Genomic DNA, 24,240 nt, shown 5'->3' with positions numbered 1-24,240 from the left:
TAACGTGATGTACGTCACTCGAACTCCGGTGCGGCCCCGGGGAAACGGTCGGGCGTGTCTAGGCTCCGGTCTCGGCCGCCCGCCGGTACCCGCGGACCGCGGGGTAGGCGAACACCACGATCATGCCGACCGACCACGCCACGGTCTTCCACAGCGGTGTCGCGATCGGACCGTCGTAGGACAGTCCGCGCATGGCGTCGATGGCGGTGCTCATGGGCTGGTTCTCGACCGTCTTCTGCAGCCACACCGGGTAGGCGAACACCGGCACGAAGCCGGAGTTGAAGAACATCAGCAGCGTCTGCACGATGCCGACGACCGCCACCAGCATGACGCCCTCGGTGAGCGTGGCCAGCGCCGTCACCAGGACCGCGAACCCGATGGCGAACAGGATCGGAATGGCCAGCATGGCAATCGAAGCCGCGGGCCCGTACCAGAACCGGAAGCCCAGCGCGAGGCCGACCGCCAGCACGAACAGCGAGGTGATCAGCACGCGCACGGCCTCGGCCAGCAATCGTCCGGTGAGTCCGGCGGCGCGGTGGATCGGCATGGTGTAGAACCGCCCGAGCAGTCCGGTGGCCTTCTCCGCCTTGAAGCCGAGCGCGCTCACGATGGATCCGGACATGGCCGCCACCAGCATGACCATCGGCACGAAGCCGTAGATGGCGGGCATGCCGGTGGCCTGTTCGATGGAGTCGCCCAGCACGATCCGAAACATGATCAGCGTGGCCGCGGGGAACACGAGCGTCTGAATGGTGGTGGAGGGATCACGCATCCAGCCGATGAGCAACCGCTTACATTGGATGAAGCTCTGTTCCACCCAGATCGCGAGCGTGCGCTCGGAGCGCGGTTTCACCGTCGGCAGCGGCTGATGCCCCGCCCACGAATCCTGTTCCGCCACTTCTGCCGTGGTCGTCGTACTCATGACCGCCTCACACTCGCCCAGACCGCGAACGGCGTGAAGACGACCGCCGCGCCGACCAGCCACACCAGTGGCACCCAGAACACCTGCCACGTCACCCCGTGGTCGGCCATGTCCCGCAGCGCGAAGGAGAACTGCGAGATGGGCTGATTGCGCACGAACGGCCGCACCCACGCCGGGAATCCGGCCTCGGGCACGAACCCGCAGGACAGCATGCCGAAGATGAGCGTCGGCAAAGTCAGCGCCTGGCTGAGGGATTCGGGGCTCTTGGTCAGCGACCCGAGCCCGTCCGCGCCGATGGCCAGCACGGTGCCGACCGCGAGCGAGAACACGCAGAACAGCACGGCCTGACCCCACCCGGCGACGAACCGGAAGCCGATCATGTGGCCCCAGCCCAGCGCCGCGACGAGCGACACCACCGACCGCACGAAGCCCGCGGACTGCCGCGACACAAGCGGCACCATCTTGCCGATGGGCATGGTCTGCATGCGGGTGTTGAGTCCGGTCATGGCCTCGAACGCGGCCAGCTGCGCGTTCGACATCATGGTGAAGGACATGGTCTGCAGCACGATGATCGGCATCACGAACTGCTCGTAGTGAATGCCCTTGACCTGCATGACGAATTTCAGCGGCAGGTAGAAGCCGAGGGTGAAGACCAGCGGGATGATCACCGCGACGATCAGTTCGCCCTTGGTGGCCATCACCCACACGACGCGTCCGGTCAGCGCCCGCCACTGCGCGAAGCTGTTGGGCCGGGCCGGGGGTACGCCGGCGAAGAGGTCGGCGGCGCGTTCGCTTTCCACTGCCGTCACGATTCCTCCGCCTCCTTGGTCCCGGAGTGCCCGGTGAGGGTGAGGAACACGTCGTCGAGCGAGGGGCGGCGCAGCCCGATGTCGGCGAGTCGCACCCCGGCGCTGTCGAGCCGGCGCAGCGCCTCCGACAGGGTGTCCGCGCCATCCGGGGCCGGGATCGAAAGCCGGTCGCCGCCATCGATTTCCGCGCGCACCGCCTCGGGCACCAGGTCCCCGAGCGCGTCGGCGGCGGTGGTGAGCTGCTTGGGATCCAGCGGCACGACCTCGCAGTAGCTGCCGCCGGTCTTCTCCTTGAGGGCGTCGGCGGTGCCCTCGGCGATGACGGTGCCCTTGTCGATGACGATGATGTTGTCGCTGAGCACGTCGGCCTCTTCGAGGTACTGGGTGGTCAGCAGGACGGTGATGCCCTGGTTCTTGAGCGCGGTGACGAGGTCCCAGACGCCTTGCCGCGAGCGCGGGTCCAGGCCGGTGGTGGGTTCGTCGAGGAACACCACCTCGGGCCGGACCACCAGGCCGCAGGCGATGTCGACGCGGCGGCGCATGCCGCCGGAGTAGTGACGCACCGCGCGGCGGCCGGCACCCGTCAGGTCGAATTCCTCGAGCAGATTGTCGGCGCGCTGCCGGGCGGCCTTGCGGGGCAGGCCCATCAGGCGGCCGAAGAGCTCGAGGTTCTCGCGACCGGAGAGGTTCTCGTCGAGGGCCGCGTACTGGCCGGTCATCATGATCGATCGGCGCACTGCGGCGGGGTCCGAGCGCACATCGTGCCCGGCGATGCGGGCGATGCCGGAGTCGGGACGCAGCAGAGTGGACAGGATCTTGACCGTGGTGGTCTTGCCCGCCCCGTTGGGGCCGAGAATGCCGAGGACCTGTCCACGGGCGGCGGTGAAGCTGATCCCCTGCAGCGCGTGCACCTCGCCGAAGGACTTGCGGACGTCTTCGACGAAAACGGCCGGATCATCGGGTGCTCCGGGTTGCGGTCTGTCCAAGCTGGGCATCAACTCTCCACTATCGACTGGTCGGGCTGAACGATGTCGCCCTGTGCGGCGGATCGCACATCCCGCGAGGATAGGTCGTTACCGCCCGCCGGGATGATCCACACCGCCGGGCGTGATGTTACCGGCGCATCCCAAACAAGGCCGTTTCTTTGTGGAAGCAGCATTCTCCAAACTGTGCGCTTGGTCACAAACCGGAGGGTTCCGGCATAGCTGCTGATCCAGGCGCAGACCGGCCGGTATGCGGCAATTTCGCTACCTTGTCGCATCTGCGACTCGAACCATAGTCTGGCGTTGGCGGGGAGAGACATTCACAGGCCACGAGAGGTTGACCATGGCCGAGTCGGCGCAGCCGGCAACAGGGCGCGCCGGCGCGCGCCGATCCAAGGTGCTGACGTCCTTCGACCCACGGACCGGGGAGGTCGTCGGCGAATACGCCAGCATGGGCGCGGGCGAGCTCACCCGCACCGTCCGCTCGGCACGCAGTGCCGAACAATGGTGGGCGGCACTGGGATTCGACGCGCGCAAACGCTGGCTGCTGGACTGGAAACGCAGCCTGGCCCGCGGCACCCGCGATCTGGTCGAGCTGATCAGCAGCGAGACCGGCAAGCCGCGCATCGACGCCGCCATCGAGGTGACGCTGGCGGTGGAACACCTGGATTGGGTTGCGCGGCATGCGGAGAAGACGCTGGGCCGCACCACCCGGCTGGGCACCGCACTGCGCCGCGAGGCCGCCGGCACCGTCGGCTACCTGCCGCTGGGCGTGGTCGGCGTGCTCGGCCCCTGGCAGAATCCCGTTCTGACACCGATGAATTCGATCGCCGGCGCGATGGCCTCGGGCAATGCGGTGGTGTTCAAACCCAGTGAGCTGACCCCCGGTGTGGGCGCCTGGCTCGCCGACACCTGGAACCACCTCGCCCCGAATCAGCCTGTGCTGCAGGTGGTCACCGGCGACAGCGGCACCGCCGCCGCCCTGTGCCGCGCCCGCGTGGACAAGCTGGCCTATGCCGGATCCGGCGCGGGGGCGCGGGAGGTGGCCACGCTGGCCGCGCAGGCGTCCACCCCCCTGCTCGTCGAGCAGGGGGGACGCGGGTCGATGGTGGTCCAGGTCGACGCCAAGCTCGATACCGCCGCGGCGGCCGCGGTGTACGGCGCCATGGCCAATTCCGGTCAGCAGCCCGCGGGCGTGCAGTGCGTGTACGTGGCCGACTCGGTGTACGAACCGTTCCTGGAGCTGGTGGCCGATCAGGCCCGGCGGCTACGCCCCGGCGCGGATCGCCGCGCCTCCTACGGACCGATGATCCTGGACGCCCAGATCGACGTGGTGCGCCGCCAGGTGCGCGATGCCGTCACCCGGGGTGCGCGGCTGGTGGTCGGGAGTCTGGAGTCGATCCGCGAACCGTATATCGAGCCGATCGTGCTCACCGAGGTGCCCGAGGTGAGCACCGCGGTCACCGGGGACGCCGTCGGGCCGGTGCTGGTGGTGAATCGGGTGTCCACCATGGACGAGGCTGCCGATCGGGTGAATGCCGCCGAAAGGCCGCGCGCCGTCTCGGTTTTCACGCGTGACACCCGCAGCGTCCCGGACTTCGCGGCCCGGCTGCGCAGCGAGCTCATCACGGTCAACGCGGCCCCGGTCTACGGGGTCAACGGGCCCGGCCGCATTCGCGATCCGCGCACGCTGCGGGAATTCGCGCGGCCGCAGACGATCACCGAGAAGCATCCGCCGGACCAGATCACCTCGGGCACCTTCGAGAAGCATCCGCGTCGTCTCCGGGTGGCCCGCGCGTTGTTCCGGATGCGGCACCGGGTCTGACGGTGGAAGTGGCTGCCGCCGGAGGCTATTCGGCGGCGGGCACGCCCAGCAGCACGGCGCGCATGAGCGCGCTCACCCGGGCCAGGTTCTCGGGCCGCCCGTCGAAGCGGATACGGCGGCCCACATCGATGACCTGGGCGATGGCCGCGTGCACCCGGAAGCGCGCCTCGACCTGATCGCCCTCGAGCAGGTTGGCCCATTCGAGCACGTTCTGCCGCTGCACCGAGCGCAGCCGATGCTGTTCCGAGGCGGGCAGATTGGAGAATTCGGAGAAGTAGACCGGCAGGATCTCGGGCATGGCGAAGGTCATGCGGGAGAACCGGTCGGCGATCCGCACGGCCGCGTCGGCGCGGCTGGTGGCCTCGGCCAGCGCCTCGTTGTTGCCGATGGCGACCCGTTCGCCGGTGCGGTGGAAGGCGGCGGCCAGCAGGTCGGCCTTGCTGGCGAAGTAGCGGTAGACGCTGGAGGCGTTGATGCCGGCGGCGGCGCCGATCTCCTCGATGCTGGCCTCGTGGTAGCCCTGCCGCCCGAAGATGCGGATGGCCTCGGTGAGCAGCTGCTCGCGCTTGGAGATGACGGGCAGGCCGCGCACCAGCGTGTCGCCGGTGTCCGGGGCGGGCGCGGGTGGCAGGTCGCAGCGCAGCAGGTCCCAGCAGATCTCGGTGATCAGGTTGACCAGGCGGGTGGTGGACAGGGCGGTGCGGTGCGCGGTGATGGAGCCGATGGCGCTGAGTACCGCGGCCGCGCGCAGCTCGATGTCGGCGGTGTCCGCGTCGGGGTACAGCTCGGCGATCGCGGCGGCCAGGGTGGCGCGCAGTTCGTTGTAGATGACCCGGATGCGGTCGCGGTCCGCGCGTTCCAGGTAGCGGCGCTCCCACCGGTACAGCCCGCCCTCGCGGCGCACATCGATGGTGTACTCGGCAATGCCGCGGATCAGCGCGGTGAGTCGCGGTTCCGGTTCCAGCTCGGGATGGTCGGCGGCCTTGGCGGCGTCCAGCAATTGCTGTGCGCCCATTTCCGCGGCGGCCACCAGCAGCGCGTATTTATTGGTGAAGTGGCGGTACAGTGCCGGACCGGAGATGCCGACCTCGGCCGCGATCTCGTCCACCCCGACCGGGTGGTAGCCGCGTTCGGCGAACGCCCGGGCCGCTACCCGCACGATTTGGGCCTTGCGGTTCTTGGGGCGGCGGCGGGGCCCGGGTTCGCTGTCGGATGGCCCGGTGGCGCTGTCCGGTCGCGCGGAAGCGAGGGTTGCCTCGCTGCGATCGGCGACCATACAGTTTCTCCTTCTCGACGAACACCGGCTGTTGACAGTGCCGGACGAACCCCCCTAAGTTAACCACAATTCGCAAAGCCGAACACAGTCTGCGGCATTGCCGCCGCATATATATCCGGGGAGCGCACATGGATGCCGCATCGCGCAGCGATTCCGTCAGCGGTGGTGGGGCGACGGGTGGCCACATCGCGACCACGCCGGGGTACACCGCGGTTCAGGACGGGCGGGTCCTGCGCATCACCATCACCAACCCCAAGCGCAAGAACGCGCTCAGCTACGACACCATGGCCGGGTTGGGCGATACCGTGCTCGCGGCCTCGACGGATCCGGCCGTGCGGGTCATCGTACTGACCGGAGCGGGCGGCGACTTCTGCACCGGCGCGGATCTGGCCGCCGCCCCGGGCGAGAAGGAACGCGGCATCACGCCCGAGATGACCATGGACGTGGCCAACCGGATGATCAAAGCGATCGTCGACTCCCCCGTGCCGGTCATCGCCCGGGTCAAGGGCGCGGCCGCCGGGGTGGGCGTGGCCTTCGCGCTGGCCGCCGATCTGGCCTACGCCTCCGAGGACGCCTACCTGCTGCTGGCCTTCATCAATATCGGCCTGATGCCCGACGGCGGCGCGGCGGCCCTGGTGGCGGCCGCGGCCGGTCGCCCGCTGGCCGCGGAGATGGCGCTGCTCGGCGAGCGGCTCCCGGCACGAAAGGCGGTGGAGCACAGCCTGATCACGGGCGTGTACGGCGACGAGGAGCTCGATGCCAAGGTGGAGGCGGCGGTCGCCAAGCTCGCGCACGGTCCGCGCCGCGCCCTGGAGCTCACCAAGCGCGCCCTCAATGCGGCGGCGCTGACGTCGCTGGACGCCGCCCTGGCCGCCGAGAAGGCCGGCCAGTGCGAACTGCTCGGCTCGGCCGATTTCGCCGAGGGCGCGGCCGCCATGCTGCAGAAGCGCCGGGCGGTCTTCGCCGAATAGCGCGGCGCGTCAGCCTTTTCCGACGACGGTCAGGTAGATCAGCACCACGTTCAGGGCGGTGATGACCGCGGCCACCAGCCAGGCCAGGCCGGTGGTGACGCGGTGGTTGACGTTCGCGCCCATGAGCCCGGCATCGCTGGTCAAGCGCACCAGCGGGATGAGCGCGAACGGAATGCCGAACGACAGCACCACCTGCGAAATGATCAGGGCGCGAGTGGGATCGATGCCCAGCGCGAGCACCACCAGGGCGGGTATCAGCGTGATCACGCGGCGCACGGCCAGGGGAATGTGCCGGTCCAGCAGGCCCTGCATGATCATGGCCCCCGCATAGGCCCCTACCGACGTGGACGCCAGGCCCGAGGCGAGCAGGCCGACCGCGAGCAACAGCCCGGCCACCGGGCCGAGCACCTGCTGGACCGCGGCGTGCGCGCCCTCGATGGTGTCCACCCCGTCGCGGCCGCGCAGCGTGCTGGCCGCCATCAGCAGCATGGCCAGGTTCACGGTGCCCGCCAGCAGCATGGCCAGGCCGACGTCGTACCGGGTGATGCGCAGCAACCGGTTCCGCGAGGCGCCCACCTCCGGATGCCCGTGCCGGTCGCGGGCCATGCCGGAGTGCAGGTAGACCACGTGCGGCATGACGGTCGCACCGATCATGGCCGCGGCCAGCAGCACGCTGCCGGAGCCGTCGAAGCGGGGCACCAGGCCACCCACGGTTTCCGAGGCCGACGGCGGCGAGAACACCAGGGAGGCAAGGAATCCGATCGCGATGATGCCGAGCAGGCCGGTGATGACGCGCTCGAAGGGCTGCTGCCCGCGGAGATTCTGGACCAGCAGCAGGATCATCGACACGATGCCGGTGATGATGCCGCCGATCATGAGCGGCAGTCCGAACAGCAGGTTCAGCGCGATCGCCCCGCCCACCACCTCGGCGAGATCGGTGGCCACCGCCACGGTCTCGGCCTGCGCCCAGTACGCGAGCCGCACCGGACGGCCGGACTTCTCCCGCACCACCTCCGGCAGCGACTTGCCCGTCACCAGGCCGAGTTTCGCGGACAGGAACTGGACCAGCCCGGCCATCACATTGGCCATGACCACCACCCACACCAGCAGGTAGCCGTACTGCGCACCGGCGCTGATATTGGAGGCGACATTGCCCGGATCGACATACGCGATGGCGGCGACGAAGGCCGGGCCCAATAGCACCGCGGCCGATCGCGCTCGCTGGAACGGGCTGCGCTGATAGGCCAAGCTGGTACTCACACACCGAGTTTACGGGTACCCGAACTTTTTGTTTAGCCCTTCCTACCAAGCTGTGACCACAGCCATAACGCGCAACAGCCCGGCACCTTGTCGGTGCCGGGCTGTCCTGCCTTGTCCGCGTGGACTTTCGGTCAGATGCCGAGGCCCTGGGCGAGGATCGGCCACGAGTTGATGAACTCGTCGTTCCAGTAGCCCCACGAGTGGGTGCCGGTGGCCCGGAAGTTGTAGGTGGCCGGGATGCCCAGCGAGTTCAGCTTGTTCGCCAGGTTGTGGCTACAGAAGTTGGTGCCGGCCTCGATCACGCCGCCGATGATGATCTGGTTGGCCAGGCCGTAGGCGCCGGGCAGCGCGTACGGGCCGTTGAGGGTGTCGTACACGCCGGGCAGACCGCTACCGGAGGAGATGTACAGGTTGATGCCGCGCAGCTTGTCGGCATTGATGACCGGATCGTGCTGGGCCCACTCGGGCGAATCCGCCGGGCCGTACATGTTTTCGAGCTTGCCGCCGCCCCAGGTCTCGACGGTCAGGCGCATGAACTCCTGGCCCTGCGGGTCGGCCATCTGGGCACAGCCGGAGTAGGCGGCGACGGACTTGTACAGGTCCGGCTTGGCCTCGGCCAGGGTGAGCACGGTGGTGCCGGAGGTGGAGATGCCGGCAATGGCGTTGACGCCGTTGGTGCCGAGGGCGGCGTCGATCAGCGGGGGCAGTTCCTCGCTGAAGAAGGTGGTCCACTTGTTGCGGCCGAGGACCGGATCGTCGTTGTCCCAGTCCTGGTAGTAGGACCACTTGCCGCCGATGGGCTGCACGACATTGACGTTCTTGTCGCCCAGGAAGCCATTGACGATATTGGTCTTCTTGACCCAGGAGGCGTCGTCCTGACCGCCGCCCGCGCCATTGAGCAGGTACAGGGTCGGGCGCGGCACCGAGGCGTCCGCGGGCCGCTGCACGTCGACCGGGTAGGTGGCGCCCATGGCCGCTGAGTAGACGTAGAGCCGGATGTTCCGGTCGTCCTTCATCTCGGCCTTGGTGATCTTCGAACCATCCGCCGAGACCGGATCGGCCAGCAGCTTCTTGCCGTCGATGATCGGGTCAGCGGAGGCGGTGCCGCCACCGACGCCGGTCATCAGACCGGTGAGAACCGCTGTGGCAGCAAGAAAGGCCGCGGCTCGCAGCCCGCGCCGCCCGTTCCGGACATGTCGACGAATCAATGTTTCGCACCTTCATCTCGTGTCGAATTCAGCTGATACTACGGGTCGGTCACACCGCGGGCGTCAGCGCCCGTGCTCGGCGAGTCCACCGAGCGCCTGCACCCAGCCCTCCACCAGTTGCTTGACCTGGTCCAGACCGAGCGCCGTGCCCACGAAATCGAAGCGGGCGATGAGGCCGTCCTGGCTGGTGTCCACGGTGATGTCCAGGTACAGGTCGTCGGCGACCGGTTCCGGGTAGACCCGGGCCGGACGCAGGTCACGGTAGCGGAAGCCGATGCGGCCCACCGGGAGTACGGCGATCTCCGCCACCGTCTCCGGGTTCAGGTGCCGCAGCAGCCCGAAACCGACGCCCTGCGAGGGTACTTCGCGGGCCCGGTCGCGGATCTGCTCGATCACCGCGCCCGCGGTCGGGCCGCCGGCCCGCACCTCCGCGAGGTCGACGCCGTCCAGGCGCAGCGGGAACGGGTAGGCGGTGCTGAACGCGCCGACCGTCCGCAGCCCGGCCGGATCGCCGGGGGTGCGGCCGTCGGCGATCAACCGCACCACCGAACCCAGTGTGTCGCACAGGGTTTCGGCCCCCGGGTCGAGCAGGGTGGCGGCCAGGGCCGCCAGCAGCACGTCGTCGATGCTGGCGCCGTAGCGGCGTGCCACGCCGTCGACGGCCGCCGCGCCCTCGCCGGTGATGGACACCGAGACCCGGCCGCGGGCGCCGGAATCGGCGTCGCCGAGCACCAGCTCCGGCGACACGCCCTCCGAGACGTCGGCGAGCTGGCCACGCCACCAGTCCAATTCGTCGATGGTGTCGGCGTCCACGGCGCGTTCGGCCAGCGCGCGGGCGATACCGAGCGGGTGGGCGTCCGCGCTGTGCGGGGTCGCGTGGCCGCCGGACCAGGAGGCGGTGAGGTCCTCGATGACGGTGCGCCAGGAGGCGTCGTCCACGACCAGACCGTTGGCGACCACGACGAGCACGGCGGCCGGCCGGTCCTGCGGTTCCTCCGCCGAGTCGGTCGCCGCGTTCTCCACCAGCACGAAGCGCATGTTGTACCCCTTCTCGGGGTCCAACTCGGCGGCGGCGGCGTGGATCACGGCCTCGATGGGGTCACCGACGGCCTCCAGGTTGGGGTCGATCTGCCAGACCACCGCGGCGCCGCGCGGCTGGGCGGCCGGGATGTCGAGCGCCACCGCGTCGCCATTGCGGCGCAGTCGCGCCCACAGGCCCGGATGCCGGTCCAGCAGTCCGGCGACCGAGCGGCGGACCCGGGTGCCGGAGATGCCGGCGGCGATATCGAGGGTGATGGCCCGGACCCAGACCCCGGACGGTTCCACCTCGAGCAGGCCCATGGCGCCCGCGGGTAGCGGCGAAACCTCGCCCACCGCACTGAGTCTCGGCCCCATGATCGGCTTCTGGACGGCCACGCGCGGCGACGCGGCCGGTGCGGTCTCCTCGGATGCGACCGCCACGTCGTTCTCCGAGGTGACAGCAGCGGCCCGGCTCACCGGCTCGGGCTCGGCAACCGGCCGGAACGCGATATCGGGATCCGGCTCGGGCTCCCGGATCGATTCCGGTTCGGCGGGCTGTTCCGGATCGCGCAGCTTCACCGACCGCTCGAGATCCTCGGGCCTGATCACCGGGAGCACCGCGGTGGTGGCCCAGTCGACCTCGAGCTCCTCGGACTGCCCTGCGGCGGACGTGGATTCGTCTGTGACGGACACCGGCTCGCCGGTAGCGGACACGGCGTCGTCGCGGATGCCGGCCACGGGCCGGGCGCGCAGGTCCTCGGCGGCGATGATCCGCACGTCCGCGGGGACCGCCGGGGACAGGGCGTCCCGCACCGGTTCGGCGAGGACCAGGTGGGTCACCGCCTCGCGGGTGAGCAGTTCGGTGAGTTCGCCCGGCTCGTACGCGCGGTGCTGCGCGACCACCAGGGCGGCGGCGGCGCCGAGCGGCAGCAGCGGTTCCAGCGGCGACAGGCTCGACCCGGCCGCCGCGAGATAGATCGCCCGTGCCTCGCCGTGCAGGCCGAAGGACAGCGTCCGGGTGGCGATCGCGTACAGGTCCGCCTGGGCGAGCACCACCTCGCCGGAGCCGTCGGCCGCGCGATCGACCCAGGCCGCGTCGCCGGGCGAGACGGGTGCGCGGCGGTCCGAGTCGGCGACCGGTGCGGGCGAACGGGATTCGACGTCCGCGCCGACGCGCGGATCGTCGACCACGAGCCACTCCCCGCCGGCGGCCAGCGGGGGCAGCGCGGCCGTCGCGGTGCTGAGGGTCATGCCGTGCGTGGTCCGGTGGTCGATCGCACCCGTGTCACCGGTGGCCGGATCCACCGGCAGCACGGTCGCACCGGTTTTGGCGACCGCCCACACCGCGAGGATGAGCGCCACCGAGCGGGGCAGCGCCACGGCCACCCGGGTGCCCGGGCGCGCGCCCTGATCGATGAGAACCCGTGCCAGACGCGAGGATTCGGCGTCGAGCTGTGCGTAGGTGAAGGCACGACCGCGGATGATCACCGCCGTGCCGGCCGCATTCGCCTCGACGGCCGCGGCCATGAGCTCGGGCAGCGTGCCCACCGGCTCGGCGGCAGCGGCGGTGTCGCCGGACAGCACAGCCGGTTCGGACCACACAGCCGGTTCGGACCGCACCACAGGTTCGGACACCACGGCCGGTTCGGTGTCGGCGCGATCGATGAGGCCGGCCAGCACCGGTCCGATCACGGCGAGGGTTTCCGCGGTGGTCATCATCTGGTGGGTGCCGGGCACCGGGTGCTCGCCCACGGTCCCGCTGACGTACGGCCGCCAGTCGGCGGACGACTTCGTCTGCGGGACACCGGCGCTCAGGAACTCGGCTCGGAACAGCTCGACGGGGCCGTCGAAATGCCGCGGCCGGTACTGCGATTCGAGCTCGAGGCTGCGCACCGCGCCGCGGTAGATGCGGCGCAGGCGGTCCAGGGTGAGGACGCCGAGGTCCGGCGGCACCGCGCCGTGCAGCGCGGTGAGCGCCTCCTCGCTCAGGTTGAGCAGGTCGCCGTCGGGGAAGGCCTCGGGGCCGACGCCGATAGTGGCGAACTCGTCCAGGATCGAGGTCCGGAAGTCGGACTTCGACTCCGGGTAGGAGTCCAGGATGGCGACCAGGTCGACCCGCTGCCCGGCGGCCTGCAGCTCGGTGGCGATGGCGTAGGCCAGGATGCCGCCGAGCGAGTAGCCGAGCACCCGGTAGGGGCCCTCCGGCTGGATGGCGCGCATTTCGGCGGCGTAGCGGCGGGCCACGTCGGCCAGGTCGGCCGGGTCGTAGTCGGCCTCGGTGAGGGCGGGCGACTGCAGGCCGAGCAGCGGCTGGTCCTCGGGGAGGAAACGCGCCAGACCGGCGTAACACCACGACATTCCGGACATGGGCGGGGCGCAGAAGATCGGCGTCCGGGTGCCCGTGGCGCGAATCGGCAGCACGACCTGAAGTCCGGCTTCGGAATTCGAGTCGAAGTCGTGTTCGCCCTCCAGCGCGGCCAGGATCTGCGCGGCGAGTCCGGCCACGGTCGGCGCGGTGAAGAACCACGCCACCCGGACCTCGGCGCCGGTCAGCGTGCGCAGGCGACTCGCCACCTGGGTGGCCAGCAGCGAGTTGCCGCCGAGGGTGAAGAAGTCGTCGTCCGCGCCGACCTGCTCCAGGCCGAGCACGTCGGCGAAGACCTCCGCCACGGTCTGTTCCAGGGCGGTGGCCGGGGCACGGAAGACGGCCGCCTCGAATTCTGGGTCGGGCAGCGCGGTGCGGTCCAGCTTGCCGTTCACGTTCAACGGCAGGGCGTCGAGGACCACGAAGGCAGCCGGGACCATGTACGACGGCAGCGCCGCCGACAGCGCCGACTTCACCAGCGGCACATCGACACCCGAGCCGGACGGGACCAGGTAGGCCACCAGCCGGTCACCCGTCTTGGCGTCGGTCTTGGCCAGCACCGCGGTCTGCGCGATCTCCGGCAGCGCCAGCAACGCCGCCTCGATCTCACCGAGCTCGATACGGAAACCACGAATCTTCACCTGGAAGTCGGTGCGACCCCGGTACTCCAGCTCACCATTGCCGGACCAGGCGACCAGGTCACCGGTGCGATACATGCGCTCACCGGTCGCGAACGGATCGGCCACGAAGCGATCCGCGGTCAGGTCCGAACGCCCGAAGTAGCCGCGCGCCAATTGCGCACCGGCGAGGTACAACTCGCCCGGCACCCCGGCGGGCACCGGCCGCAGCCGGGCGTCGAGCACGTAGACGCGGCTGTTCCATTCCGGTGCGCCGATGGGCACCGAGACGCGGTCGGCGGCGGTGACCTCGTGGTTGGTGATGGACACCGCGGCCTCGGTCGGGCCGTAGAGGTTGTACAGACCCACCGCCGGGAAGGCGGTGCGGAACCGCTGTGCGAGCGTCGCGGGCAGCGCCTCGCCGATGGCCAGCACGCGCCGCAGCGCGCCCAGTCCGACGGCCGAATTCGATTCGGCCAGTAGCGCGTCCAGCATGGACGGCACCGTGTGCAGCACGGTCACGGCCGCGCGGGCCATGAGCGCATTGAGGTACACCGGATCGCGGTGGCCGTCGGGCTCGGCGATGACCAGGCGGCCGCCCGAGACGGCGGCCGACCAGAATTCCCACACCGACAGGTCGAAGGTGGACGCCGTCTTCAGCAGTACCGCGTCGTCGACGCCGAGATCGAATTCCGCTGTCTTCCACTGCAACTGGTTGACGATCGCCGCGTGCGGCACGGCCACGCCCTTGGGGCGGCCCGTCGATCCCGAGGTGAAGATGACATAGGCGGTGTTCGCCGGGCGCAGTGGCGCGACCCGCTCGGCGTCGGTGATCGGCCCGGCCGGAACCGAATCCGTCGCCAGCTCGTCCATGCGGACCATCGGTGCGAGACCGGTCACGAAGCCGGTCCTGGTCGTGGTGAGAACGCACACCGGCGCGGCCGATTCCAGGATGTGGCCGGTCCGCTCGGCGGGCTGATCCGGATCGACGGGCACGTACGCGCCGCCCGCCGCGGTGACCGCGTACATGGCGACCACCAGGTCGGTCGAGCGCCGCAGGGCCAGCGCCACCCGGGACTCGGGGCCGACGCCCAGCGAGATCAGGTGGCGCGCCAGGCGGTTGACCCGCTGCGTGAGTTCGGCGTAGGTCAGCTCGCCCTCGCCGTCGGCGACCAGGGCGGTCCGCCCCGCGTGGGCACTCGCGGTCCGGTCGAGCAGGGACGCCAGCGTGGCGCGGGTGTCGACCTCGTTCCGGGTGTCGTTCCAGCCCTGCAGGATTCGGGCCCGCTCCTCGGGCGCGAGCAACTCCACCTCGCCCACGGGGGTGGCCGGTTCCGCCACCACGCGGGTCAGCAGCCGCACGAAACGCTCGACGAACCCTTCGACGGTGGCCTGGTCGAACAGGGCCGTCGCGTAGGTGAAGTGGCCGAGAATGCCTGCGGGCTCGCCGGTTTCGCTGTAGCGGTCGGCAGCGATCAGGTGCAGGTCGAACTGCGACAGCTCGGTGTCGATGTCGAGGCCCGCGACGGTCAGCTCCGGCAGTTCCAGACCGGCCTGACTGTGGTTCTGGAAGGACAGGCCCAACTGGAACAGCGGGTGCCGGGCGGTGGACCGCACCGGGTTGAGCACCTCCACCAGGCGCTCGAACGGCACGTCGGCGTGCGCGAAGGCGGCGAGGTCGGTTTCGCGCTGCCGCGCGAGCAGTTCGGTGAAGCTCGCGCCCGCGTCCACCCGGGTACGGAAGACCAGGGTGTTGACGAACATGCCGATCAAGTCGTCGAGCGCCTCTTCGCCGCGGCCCGCGATCGGCGTGCCGATGGCGATGTCGTCGGTGCCCGAGAGCCGGGCCAGCAGCACGGCCAGCGCGGTGTGCACGACCATGAACAGCGTCGCGCCCTCGGCGCGCGCCAGATCCACCAGCGCGCGGTGGGCGGCGGCATCGATACTGAGCTCGACCTTGCCGCCGTGGAAGGACTGCACGGCCGGGCGCGGCCGGTCCGAGGGCAGGTCGAGCTGGTCGGGCAGTCCGGCCAGCGCCTGCTGCCAGTAGCCGATCTGGGCGGCGGCCACCGACTGCGGATCGTGCTCGTCGCCCAGCAGTTCGCGCTGCCAGATGGCGTAGTCGGCGTACTGCACCGGCAGCGGCTGCCAGGCCGGTTCCAGATCCATGGACCGGGCGGCGTAGGCCACCATGAGGTCCCGGGTCAGCGGGGTCACCGACGAGCCGTCGCCGGAGATGTGATGGATCACCAGGGTCAGCACGTATTCGCCGGGGGCGTCGGTGATCTCGAACAACGCGATGCGCAGCGGCACCTCGGTGGTGACGTCGAACAGGTGCGAGGCCACCGCGAGCACCGCGCCCGGAACCTCGCCGGAGGCGACGGAGCGAACCTCGAGGACAGGCGTCGCCTGCGCGACCGGAAGTACCACCTGCACGGGACCGTTGTCGGTCTCGGGGTAGATGGTGCGCAGGATCTCGTGGCGCGCAACCACATCCGCGACGGCCGCGCGCAGCGCAGCCACATCCAGGGCGCCGGTGAGCCGGACCGCGGCGGGGATGTTGTAGGCGGCGGACTCGGTGTCGAAGCGGTTGAGGAACCACATGCGCTGCTGCGCCGGGGACAGCGGAATGTGCTCCGGGCGCGGACCGGCCACCAGGGCGCGGCGGCCGGTGCCGGTGGCCGATTCGAGGGCGGCGGCCAGCGCCGCCACCGAGGGCGCGTCGAAGAGGATGCGGACCGGGACGCGGGTGTCGAGGGCCGCGCCGAGGCGGGCCACCACCTGGGTGGCGACCAGGGAGTTGCCGCCGAGGGCGAAGAAGTCGTCGTCGCGGCCGACCGGGTGACCGAGGCCGAGGGTCTCGGCGAAGACGCCGGCGACGGTCTGCTCGACGGGGGAGACCGGGGCGCGGAACTCGCGGGCCTCGAATTCCGGTGCGGGCAGCGCCTTCCGGTCCAACTTGCCGTTCGCGTTGACCGGCATGGCGTCCAGCACCACCAGGGCGGCGGGCACCATGTACGACGGCAGCCGGGCGGCCAGGTGCGCCTTCAATGCGTGCCGGTCGATATCGCCGGCGGCGGGCACGAGGTAGGCGGCGAGCATGTCGCCGGTGTTCTCGGCCGAGTGCAGGACCACGACGGCCTGGTCCACGGAGGCGTGCGAGGTGAGCGCGGCCTCGATCTCGCCGAGCTCGATGCGCAGGCCGCGCAGCTTCACCTGGAAGTCGGTGCGGCCCAGGTAGACCAGGTTGCCGTCGGCGTTCCAGCGGACCAGGTCGCCGGTGCGGTACATGCGCTCGCCGCGGCGGAAGGGGCTGGCCACGAAGCGATCCGCGGTCAGATCGGCGCGGCCGACGTAACCGCGGGCCAGCTGAGCGCCCGCCAGGTAGAGCTCGCCCACCAGGCCGGGGGCGACCGGGTACAGGCGCGAGTCCAGCACGTAGGCGCGGGCGTTCCAGACCGGGCCGCCGATCGGCACGGCGCCGGAGACGTCGCCGGCGACCGGTGCGTAGGTGGCGTGCACGGTGAATTCGGTGGGGCCGTACAGGTTGTGCAGCTCCGCCGGGCTGATCGCGCGGAAGGCGTCGACCGCATCGGAGGTGAACGCCTCACCGGCCACCAGCAGCGCCCGCAGCGACGTCAGCAGCGCGGGATCGGCGGCCGCCGAGAAGGCGCGCAGCATGGACGGCACGAACGAGGTGAGGGTGACCCGTTCGGCGGCGATGACATCGGCCAGGTACAGCGGGTCGCGGTGCCCGTCGGGCGTGGCGACGACCATGCGGCCGCCGGTGGCCAAGGGGCCGAACAGTTCCCACACCGACACGTCGAAGGTGGCCGGGGTCTTGAACAGCACGATGTCGTCGCCGTCGAGCGCGTATTCGGCGGTGATCCAGCGGATCTGGTTCACGGCGGCGGCGTGCGGCACGGCCACACCCTTGGGGCGGCCGGTGGAGCCGGAGGTGAAGATGACGTACGCGGTGTTCTCCGCGCGCAGCGGCGCGCGGCGTTCCACGTCGATGACCGGGTGGTCGGCGTACCCGGCGAGGATGGCGGTATCGACCTCGAGCACCGGGTGCGCGCCCGCGTCGAAGGCGTCGCGGGAGGTGGTGAGCACGCACACCGGTTCGGCGGTGTCCAGCACGTGCGCGATGCGCTCGGCGGGCTGGTCCGGGTCCAGCGGCACGTACGCGCCACCCGCGGCCAGCACGGCGTATACCGCGGTCACGAAGTCCAGCGAACGCCGGATGTGCAGGGCCACCAGCGATTCCGGTCCGACGCCCTCGGCGATGAGGCGGCGGGCCAGGCGGTGGACACGGGCCGAGAACTCGGTGTAGGTGAGCTGCTCGCCGTCGTGGACCAGGGCGATGGCGTCGGGGGTGCGCAGCGCCTGGGTCTCGAACAGCGACACCAGGGTCGCGGTGGCCGCGCGGGGCAGCCCGGCCGCGACGTCGACGGCGGTGGCGTTCCAGTCCGACAGCACGCGCTGCCGTTCGTCCACGGCCAGCAGGTCGAAGTCGCCGACGGCCCGCTCCGGATGGGTGGCCACCGCGACCAGGGTGCGGCGCAGCCGCTCGGCCAGCCGATCCAGGGATTCCGGATCGAACAGGTCGGTGGCGTAGGTGAACGCGGCCGAAATGCCCTGTGCCACACCGTCGGCGGTGGTCCGCTCGACCAGCGTCAGGTCCAGGTCGAACTTGGCGACCGGCACGGTCAGGTCGACGTCCGAGACGGTGACGCCGGGCAGGTCGAACACGGCCGGGGCCATGTTCTGCACGGTCAGCGACACCTGGAACAGCGGGTGCCGGGCCTGCGAGCGCGGCGGATCCAGCAGCTCCACAATGCGTTCGAACGGCGCGTCGGCGTGCTCGAAGGCGGCCAGGTCGGTCTGCCGCACGGCGGCGAGCACTTCGGCGAAGCTGGCATTGGGGTCGACCTGGGTGCGCAGCACCAGGGTGTTGACGAACATGCCGATCAGGTTGTCCAGCTCGGCCTCGCCGCGGCCCGCGATGGGCGCGCCGATGGCGATGTCGCGGGTGCCGGACACCCGCGCCAGCAGCACCGCGAAGGCGGCGTGCAGCACCATGAACAGCGTCGTATTGTGCTGCTGCGCAACCCGGTTCAGGGCACCGTGCACGTGCGGGTCGATATCGAAGGCGTGCACCGCGCCGCGCCCGGAGGCCACCACCGGCCGGGGCCGGTCGGTGGGCAGCTCCAGCTGATCGGGCAGTCCGGTCAGGGCGGAGCGCCAGTAGTCGAACTGGCGGGCCAGCAGCGAGCCGGAATCGTGTTCGTCGCCGAGGCTTTCGCGCTGCCACAGCGCGTAGTCGGCGTACTGCACCGGCAGCGGGGTCCAGGACGGTTCCTGCCCCTGCATGCGGCCGAAGTAGGCGGTCATCAGGTCGCGAGTGAGCGGGCCGCCGGAGAAGCCGTCGCCGGCGATGTGGTGGACCACGCAGACCAGCACGTGGTCCTCGGCGTCCAGGCGCAGCAGCCGCAGCCGCAGCGGCGGGGTGGTGGTCACGTCGAAGGGCGCGAAGGCGGCCTCCGAGACCACCTGCGCCACCTCGGCTTCGGTGACCGGAACGACCGGCAGTGATGGCATGGCGTCGGGCTCGTGGACATCCAGGATCACCTGGTGGCCGACGCCCTCGTGCTCGGGATAGTAGGTGCGCAGCACCTCGTGCCGGGCGACCAGGTCGGCCACGGCGTCGCGCAGCGCGGGCACGTCGAGCGGGCCGGTGACGCGCAGCGCGATGGGCAGGTTGTAGGTGGCGGCGTCGGTGTCGAGGCGGTTGAGGAACCACATGCGCTGCTGCGCATAGGACAGCGGCACCAGCTCCGGCCGCGGCATCGGCCGCAGCGGCGCGACGGCCGAATCGTCCAGTGCTCCCAGCGAATTCGCGAGTTCGGCAACGGTGGGCGCCTCGAACAGGGCGCGTACCGGCACCCGGGCGCCGACCGCGGCCCCCAGTCGCGCGACCACCCGGGTGGCATTGAGCGAGTTGCCGCCCAGCTCGAAGAAGTCGTCGTCCGCGCCCACCCGGTCCAGGTGCAGCACGGTCGCGAACACCTCGGCCACCGTGCGCTCGGCGGCGGTGGCGGGCTCGCGGTATTCGCGGGCCTGGAACTGCGGCACCGGCAGCGCCTTGCGGTCCAGCTTGCCGGAGGCGTTGAGCGGCATGGCGTCCAGCCGCACCACGGCGGAGGGCACCATGTAGGACGGCACGGATTCGCGGGTGTGCGAGAGCAGTTCGGCGTCGGTGACCTGCGCGCCGTCCTCGAGCACCACGTAGGCGACGAGACGGTCGCCGCTCGCGCCGCGCACCAGCGAGACCGCGGCCCGGTGCACGGCCGCCTGGCCGAGCAGCACGGTCTCGATCTCACCGAGCTCGATGCGCTGGCCGCGCAGCTTGACCTGGAAGTCGCTGCGGCCCAGGTACTCCAGGGCATGCGAGGTACCGGCCCCGGCCGGCTCGGCACCGCCGACGTCGATCCAGCGGACCACGTCACCGGTGCGGTAGAGCCGCTGCCCGTCCTCGTGGGCGACGAAGCGTTCGGCGGTGAGCGCGGGCGCGCCGAGGTAGCCGCGCGCCAATTGCACACCGGCGACATAGAGTTCACCGGCCGCGCCGAAGGGCACCGGCAGCAGCTGCCGATCCAGCACCAGCACGCGGGTATTGGCGACGGGGCTGCCGATCGGCACGGCGACGCCGTGGGTGCGCTCGGCCGGGTGCGCGGTGACCACGGTGGCCTCGGCCGGGCCGTACCAGTTCACCAGCTCGGTATCCGGCAGCGTGGCAGCGAATTTCGTGGCGCTCTCCGCCGTGAGGGCCTCACCGGCGGCGAACACCCACCGCAGCGAGGCGTGCCGCCGGGCCGCGCCGTCGAGGTAGGCGTCGAGCATGGACGGCACGAAATGCACGGAGGTGACGGCGTATTCGTCGATCGTGCGCGCGATGTAGGCCGGGTCGCGGTGCCCGTCCGGTTCGGCCACCACCACGGCCGCGCCGGTCTGCAACGGCCAGAACAGCTCCCACGTGGAGATGTCGAAGGTGATGGGCGTCTTGTGCAGCACCACGTCGCCCGCGCGGTGCGGGTAGGTGCGCTGGGCCCAGCGGAACTGGTTGGCCATCTGCCGGTGCGTGATGACCACGCCCTTGGGGCGGCCGGTGGAGCCGGAGGTGTAGATGACGTAGGCGGCGTTGTCCGGGCGCACGCCCGCGGGGGCGACCTCCACGAACGGGTCCGCGCCCGCGAGCGCGTCCACGAAGAACAGCGGTACGCCGGAAGCGGTTTCGAAGTCGTCGGCCGCGCGGGTGAGCACGCACACAGGCGCCGAGCCCTCGAGGACGTACTCGTTGCGCTCGGCCGGATGATCGGGATCCACCGGCACGTACGCGCCGCCGGAGCGCAGCACCGCGTAGACGGCGACCACCAGATCGATGCCGCGCCGCATGGCCACGGCCACCCGGGATTCCGCGCCGACACCGCGCAGGGTGAGCTCCTGCGCCAGCCGGCGGGAGCGGGCGTCCAGCTCGGCATAGGTCAGGGTGGTGCGGCCGAAGATCACGGCCGGGGCGTCCGGGGTCCGCGCCGCCTGGGCGTCGAACAGGGTGAGCAGCGTCGAATCGTCCAGCAGCTCGGGCACTTCGGTGGCATTGACGGCCGCCAGCTCGCGGCGCTCGCCGTCGAGCAGCGCGTCCACCGCGGCCACCCGCGCCCGCGGGTCGGCGGCGATGCGGGACAGCAGCGCCGAAAGCCGGTGCGCGATGGCCTCGGCCGCGTCCGCCTCGAAGAGGTCGCGCAGGTACTTCACGCCGAAGCCGAGGCCCTTGCCGCGCGGCTGCACCATCACCGTGAGCGGGTAGTGGGTGCCGTTCACCGCGGATGCGCCGAGAATGCCCGCGCCGTCGATGGGCGCGGCGGCGTCGTCGAGGGACTCCTCGTCCACCGGGAAGGAGGCGAACACCACGATGGAGTCGAAAAGCCCGTCGACTCCGGCGATCTCCTGGATCTCGCCCAGCCCGACGTAGTGGTGGTCGAGCAGCGCGGCCTGTTCGTCCTGCAGCGCCCGCAGCACCTCGGTGAGCGTGCTGCCCGGGGTCAGCCGCACCCGCACCGGAATGGCGTTGAGGAACAGGCCGATCATGGTCTCGATGCCCGCCAGCTGCGGCGGACGGCCGGACACGGTGGCGCCGAAGACGACGTCGTCGCGATCGGTGCTGCGGCCGATGAGCAGACCCCACGCGGCCTGCACGACGGTATTGAGGGTGACACCCGCCTGGTGCGCCACCCTGGTGAGCGCGGCGGTGTCGTCCTCGGACAGCTGGAAGGTGACTTCGCCGATGCCCGAGGTGATCTCGCGCGAGGGATCGACGGCCGCGAGCGGCGTCGGCTCGGTGAACCCGTCGAGGGTCTCGCGCCACGCCTTCCGCGCCGCGTCGTGATCGCGCGCGGCCAGCCAGGCCAGGTAGTCACGGTAGGACCGCGCCGCCGGGATCTGCGCCGCGTCGCCGCCGGCCGCGTACAGCAGCAGCATGTCCTGGATGAGCAGCGGCATGGACCAGCCGTCGATCAGGATGTGGTGGCTGGTGACGCAGACCCGATACGCTCCACCTCCCTGCGCTTGGTCGGCGCCCGTGCGGTACAGCGCCACGCGCAGCAGCGGCCCGGTGCTCATGTCGAAGTGGCGGGCCACGTCGAAGGCCATCAGGCGGTCGGTCTCGGCCAACGCCTCGGCGGGCACCCGGTCACTGAGATCCAGGTACTGCCAGGGCAGTTCGACCTCGTCGAGGACGACCTGCAGGGGATTGCCCGCGCTGTCCTCGGCGAAGACCACCCGCAGGTTCACGTGCCGGTCCAGCATGGCGCGGGCGGCGGCGTGCACGCGCGGCACGTCGATCTCACCGGCCAGGTCGAGGGCGAACTGGACCATGTAGGCGTCGACCGAGGATTCGGCCAGGCGCGCGTGGAACAGCATGCCGGTCTGCAGCGGGGTGAGCGGCCACACCTCCGACAGGTTCGGGTAGCGCTCGCGCAGCCGCGCCTCGTCGTCGGCGCTCAGCTCGACCAGCGGCCCGGTGGCGAGTTCCTCGGTGGCGGCGGCGGTGTCGACCGGCACCGCGAGCTCGGCCAGCGCGGCCACGGTGCGGGCGGTGAACATCTCCTTGGGCTTGAAGCCCAGACCCCGGGCCCGGGCCCGGGACACGATCTGGATGGCGGTGATGGAATCCACGCCGAGGCTGAAGAAGTCGTCGTCGAGGCCGACCCGATCCAGGCGCAGCACCTCGGCGATGACCTCGGCCACCGCCTGCTGCGTCGCCGTCTCGGGAGCCCGGTACTCGGTGACCTCGAGCTCCGGCTCGGGCAGCGCGCGGCGGTCCAGCTTGCCCGCGGGCGTCAGCGGGATGGTGTCGAGGACGATGATGGCGGCCGGCACCATGTGCGCGGGCAGCGTCCGCTCGGCCAGCTCCGACAGCACCGCGGTGTCCACCGAGAAGCCCGGGGCCGCATGCACATACGAGACCAGCGCGGTGGCGCGGCCGTTCACCTCGTGACCGACGGTGACCGCGAAGTCGACCGACTCGTGCCCGGCGAGCACCGCGTCGATCTCGCCCAGCTCGATGCGCAGGCCGCGGATCTTCACCTGGAAGTCGTTGCGGCCCACATACTCCAGCTCACCGGCGGCATTGGCACGCACCAGGTCACCGGTGCGGTAGAGCCGGGCGCCCGCGCCCCCGCCGAACGGGTTCGCGACGAAGCGGGCCGCGGTCAGTTCCGGCCGGGCGTGATAGCCGCGCGCCAGCAGCGCACCGGCGATGTACAGCTCGCCCGGGGTGCCGACCGGCACCGGCCGCAGCCATTCGTCCAGCACGTACGCGCCGGCGCCGCGAATGGGGGCGCCGATGGTCACCGGCCGGTCCGGGGACAGCGGATCGGAGATATTGGTCGCGATGGTCGCCTCGGTCGGGCCGTAGGCATTGTGGAAGCGGCGGCGACCGGACGAGTCGCCGGACCAGCGGCGCACCAGCTCGGCCGAAATGGCCTCGCCGCCACCGACAATGGCCTCCATGGTGGTGAGCTGATCCGGATCCAGCGAGGCCAGCACCGACGGCGTGATCAGGCCGTGGGTGACCCGCTCCCGGGCGATCAGGCGGCCCAGTTCGTCACCGCCGTACACCTCGGGCACCGCGACCACCATGGTCGCGGCCGCGCCGATGGCCATCAGCAGTTCCATGATCGAGGCGTCGAAGGACGGGGTGGCCACCTGCAGCACCCGCGACTCCGGCCCGATGCCGAAGCGTTCGCGCATCTCCGCGGTCAGCGCGGCGAGGCCGGTGTGGGTGACCACCACGCCCTTGGGCAGGCCCGTCGACCCCGAGGTGTAGATGGCGTAGGCCGGATGCTCGGCCCGCAGCGGGCGCGCGCGGTCGGCATTGGTGACCGGTTCGGCCGGATAGCCCTGGGCGGCGGCCGCGATCTCCTCGGTGTCCAGTTCCAGCCAGGGCAGCGTGGTCGGCAGGCTCGAGCGGGTCTCGGCCACGGTCAGGCCGAGCACGGCCCGCGAGTCCGAGATCATGTGCCGGACACGGTCGGCCGGATAGTTGGGGTCCACGGGGACGAAACCCGCGCCGGTCTTGGCGACCGCCCACACCGCCACCACCGACTCCAGCGAGCGGCGGATACCGACCGCTACGAGATCCTCCGGGCCGATGCCCCGGGTGATGAGCAGGCGCGCCAGCCGGTTCGAACGCTCGTCGAGTTCGGCGTAGCTCAGCGCGGCCAGGCTGCGGTCGGCGTCGGCGACCGTGACAGCGAGGCCGCCCGGATTGGCCTCGACCGCGGTCGCCAGCAACTGCGGGAGTGTCGGAATATGGGGTCCGCGGCGGGTCCGGGTGGGACGTACGCGAGCCGTGCGGGTCATGCCGCCACCGCCACGAGCTCGATCTTCCGGTCCCCGACCACCCGAATCATGCAGCCTGTCC

8 protein-coding genes and 1 pseudogene are annotated in these 24,240 nt (G+C 70.9%); 2 read left to right on the top strand and 7 right to left on the bottom strand.

All coding sequences use genetic code 11. The features are described from left to right. Positions 1-58: 58 nt before the first annotated feature. The 3 genes from ACQP1O_RS03845 to ACQP1O_RS03835 are packed head-to-tail and all read right to left on the bottom strand — an operon-like array spanning position 59 to position 2,726. Positions 59-922, bottom strand: coding sequence for an ABC transporter permease (locus ACQP1O_RS03845; RefSeq protein ID WP_433564524.1), 864 nt, complete (start codon positions 920-922; stop codon positions 59-61). Continuing rightward, positions 919-1,731 (bottom strand): ABC transporter permease, encoded by an 813-nt coding sequence (locus ACQP1O_RS03840; protein WP_433564523.1) that lies wholly within the window; start codon positions 1,729-1,731, stop codon positions 919-921. The genes ACQP1O_RS03845 and ACQP1O_RS03840 overlap by 4 nt, the downstream gene beginning before the upstream one ends. Next, positions 1,728-2,726 (bottom strand): ATP-binding cassette domain-containing protein, encoded by a 999-nt coding sequence (locus ACQP1O_RS03835; RefSeq protein ID WP_433564522.1) that lies wholly within the window; start codon positions 2,724-2,726, stop codon positions 1,728-1,730. Before ACQP1O_RS03835 ends, ACQP1O_RS03840 begins: the two co-directional genes overlap by 4 nt. Positions 2,727-3,057: 331 nt before the next feature. Here ACQP1O_RS03835 and ACQP1O_RS03830 point away from each other — a divergent pair, with 331 nt between their 5' ends. Then, a complete protein-coding gene (locus ACQP1O_RS03830; protein WP_433564521.1) occupies positions 3,058-4,539 on the top strand; it encodes an aldehyde dehydrogenase family protein in 1,482 nt (493 codons plus the stop codon). Positions 4,540-4,564: 25 nt separating this feature from the next. Here the strand turns inward: ACQP1O_RS03830 and ACQP1O_RS03825 are convergent, their stop codons facing one another. Beyond that, a complete protein-coding gene (locus ACQP1O_RS03825) occupies positions 4,565-5,815 on the bottom strand; it encodes a TetR/AcrR family transcriptional regulator (RefSeq protein ID WP_433564520.1) in 1,251 nt (416 codons plus the stop codon). 128 nt (positions 5,816-5,943) lie between these two features. Between ACQP1O_RS03825 and ACQP1O_RS03820 the strand changes: the two genes are divergently transcribed. Beyond that, on the top strand, positions 5,944-6,786 hold the full coding sequence (locus tag ACQP1O_RS03820; protein WP_433564519.1) for an enoyl-CoA hydratase-related protein: 843 nt from the start codon (positions 5,944-5,946) through the stop codon (positions 6,784-6,786). Between the two features lie 9 nt (positions 6,787-6,795). Here the strand turns inward: ACQP1O_RS03820 and ACQP1O_RS03815 are convergent, their stop codons facing one another. From ACQP1O_RS03815 to ACQP1O_RS03805, 3 genes and pseudogenes are all read right to left on the bottom strand, one after another. Then, positions 6,796-8,046, bottom strand: a complete 1,251-nt coding sequence (locus ACQP1O_RS03815; RefSeq protein WP_433564518.1) for an Nramp family divalent metal transporter — start codon at positions 8,044-8,046, stop codon at positions 6,796-6,798. Between the two features lie 131 nt (positions 8,047-8,177). Further along, on the bottom strand, positions 8,178-9,170 hold the full coding sequence (locus tag ACQP1O_RS03810) for an alpha/beta hydrolase (RefSeq protein WP_433567572.1): 993 nt from the start codon (positions 9,168-9,170) through the stop codon (positions 8,178-8,180). Between the two features lie 147 nt (positions 9,171-9,317). Continuing rightward, positions 9,318-24,128 (bottom strand): annotated as a pseudogene (locus ACQP1O_RS03805) (amino acid adenylation domain-containing protein); the annotation flags it as partial. Positions 24,129-24,240: the final 112 nt, after the last annotated feature.

The organism is Nocardia sp. CA-151230 (assembly GCF_050942175.1).
GTDB lineage: Bacteria > Actinomycetota > Actinomycetes > Mycobacteriales > Mycobacteriaceae > Nocardia.
Note: the sequence above shows the minus strand (reverse complement) of the source record. Positions and strands in the feature narration are given on the sequence as shown.

Bases quoted from the DNA above. Each gene is read 5' to 3' on its own strand.
- ACQP1O_RS03845 (WP_433564524.1), bottom strand. From the start codon at position 922: ATGAGTACGACGACCACGGCAGAAGTGGCGGAACAGGATTCGTGGGCG.
- ACQP1O_RS03835 (WP_433564522.1), bottom strand. From the start codon at position 2,726: ATGCCCAGCTTGGACAGACCGCAACCCGGAGCACCCGATGATCCGGCC.
- ACQP1O_RS03830 (WP_433564521.1), top strand. From the start codon at position 3,058: ATGGCCGAGTCGGCGCAGCCGGCAACAGGGCGCGCCGGCGCGCGCCGA.
- ACQP1O_RS03825 (WP_433564520.1), bottom strand. From the start codon at position 5,815: ATGGTCGCCGATCGCAGCGAGGCAACCCTCGCTTCCGCGCGACCGGAC.
- ACQP1O_RS03820 (WP_433564519.1), top strand. From the start codon at position 5,944: ATGGATGCCGCATCGCGCAGCGATTCCGTCAGCGGTGGTGGGGCGACG.
- ACQP1O_RS03810 (WP_433567572.1), bottom strand. From the start codon at position 9,170: ATGACCGGCGTCGGTGGCGGCACCGCCTCCGCTGACCCGATCATCGAC.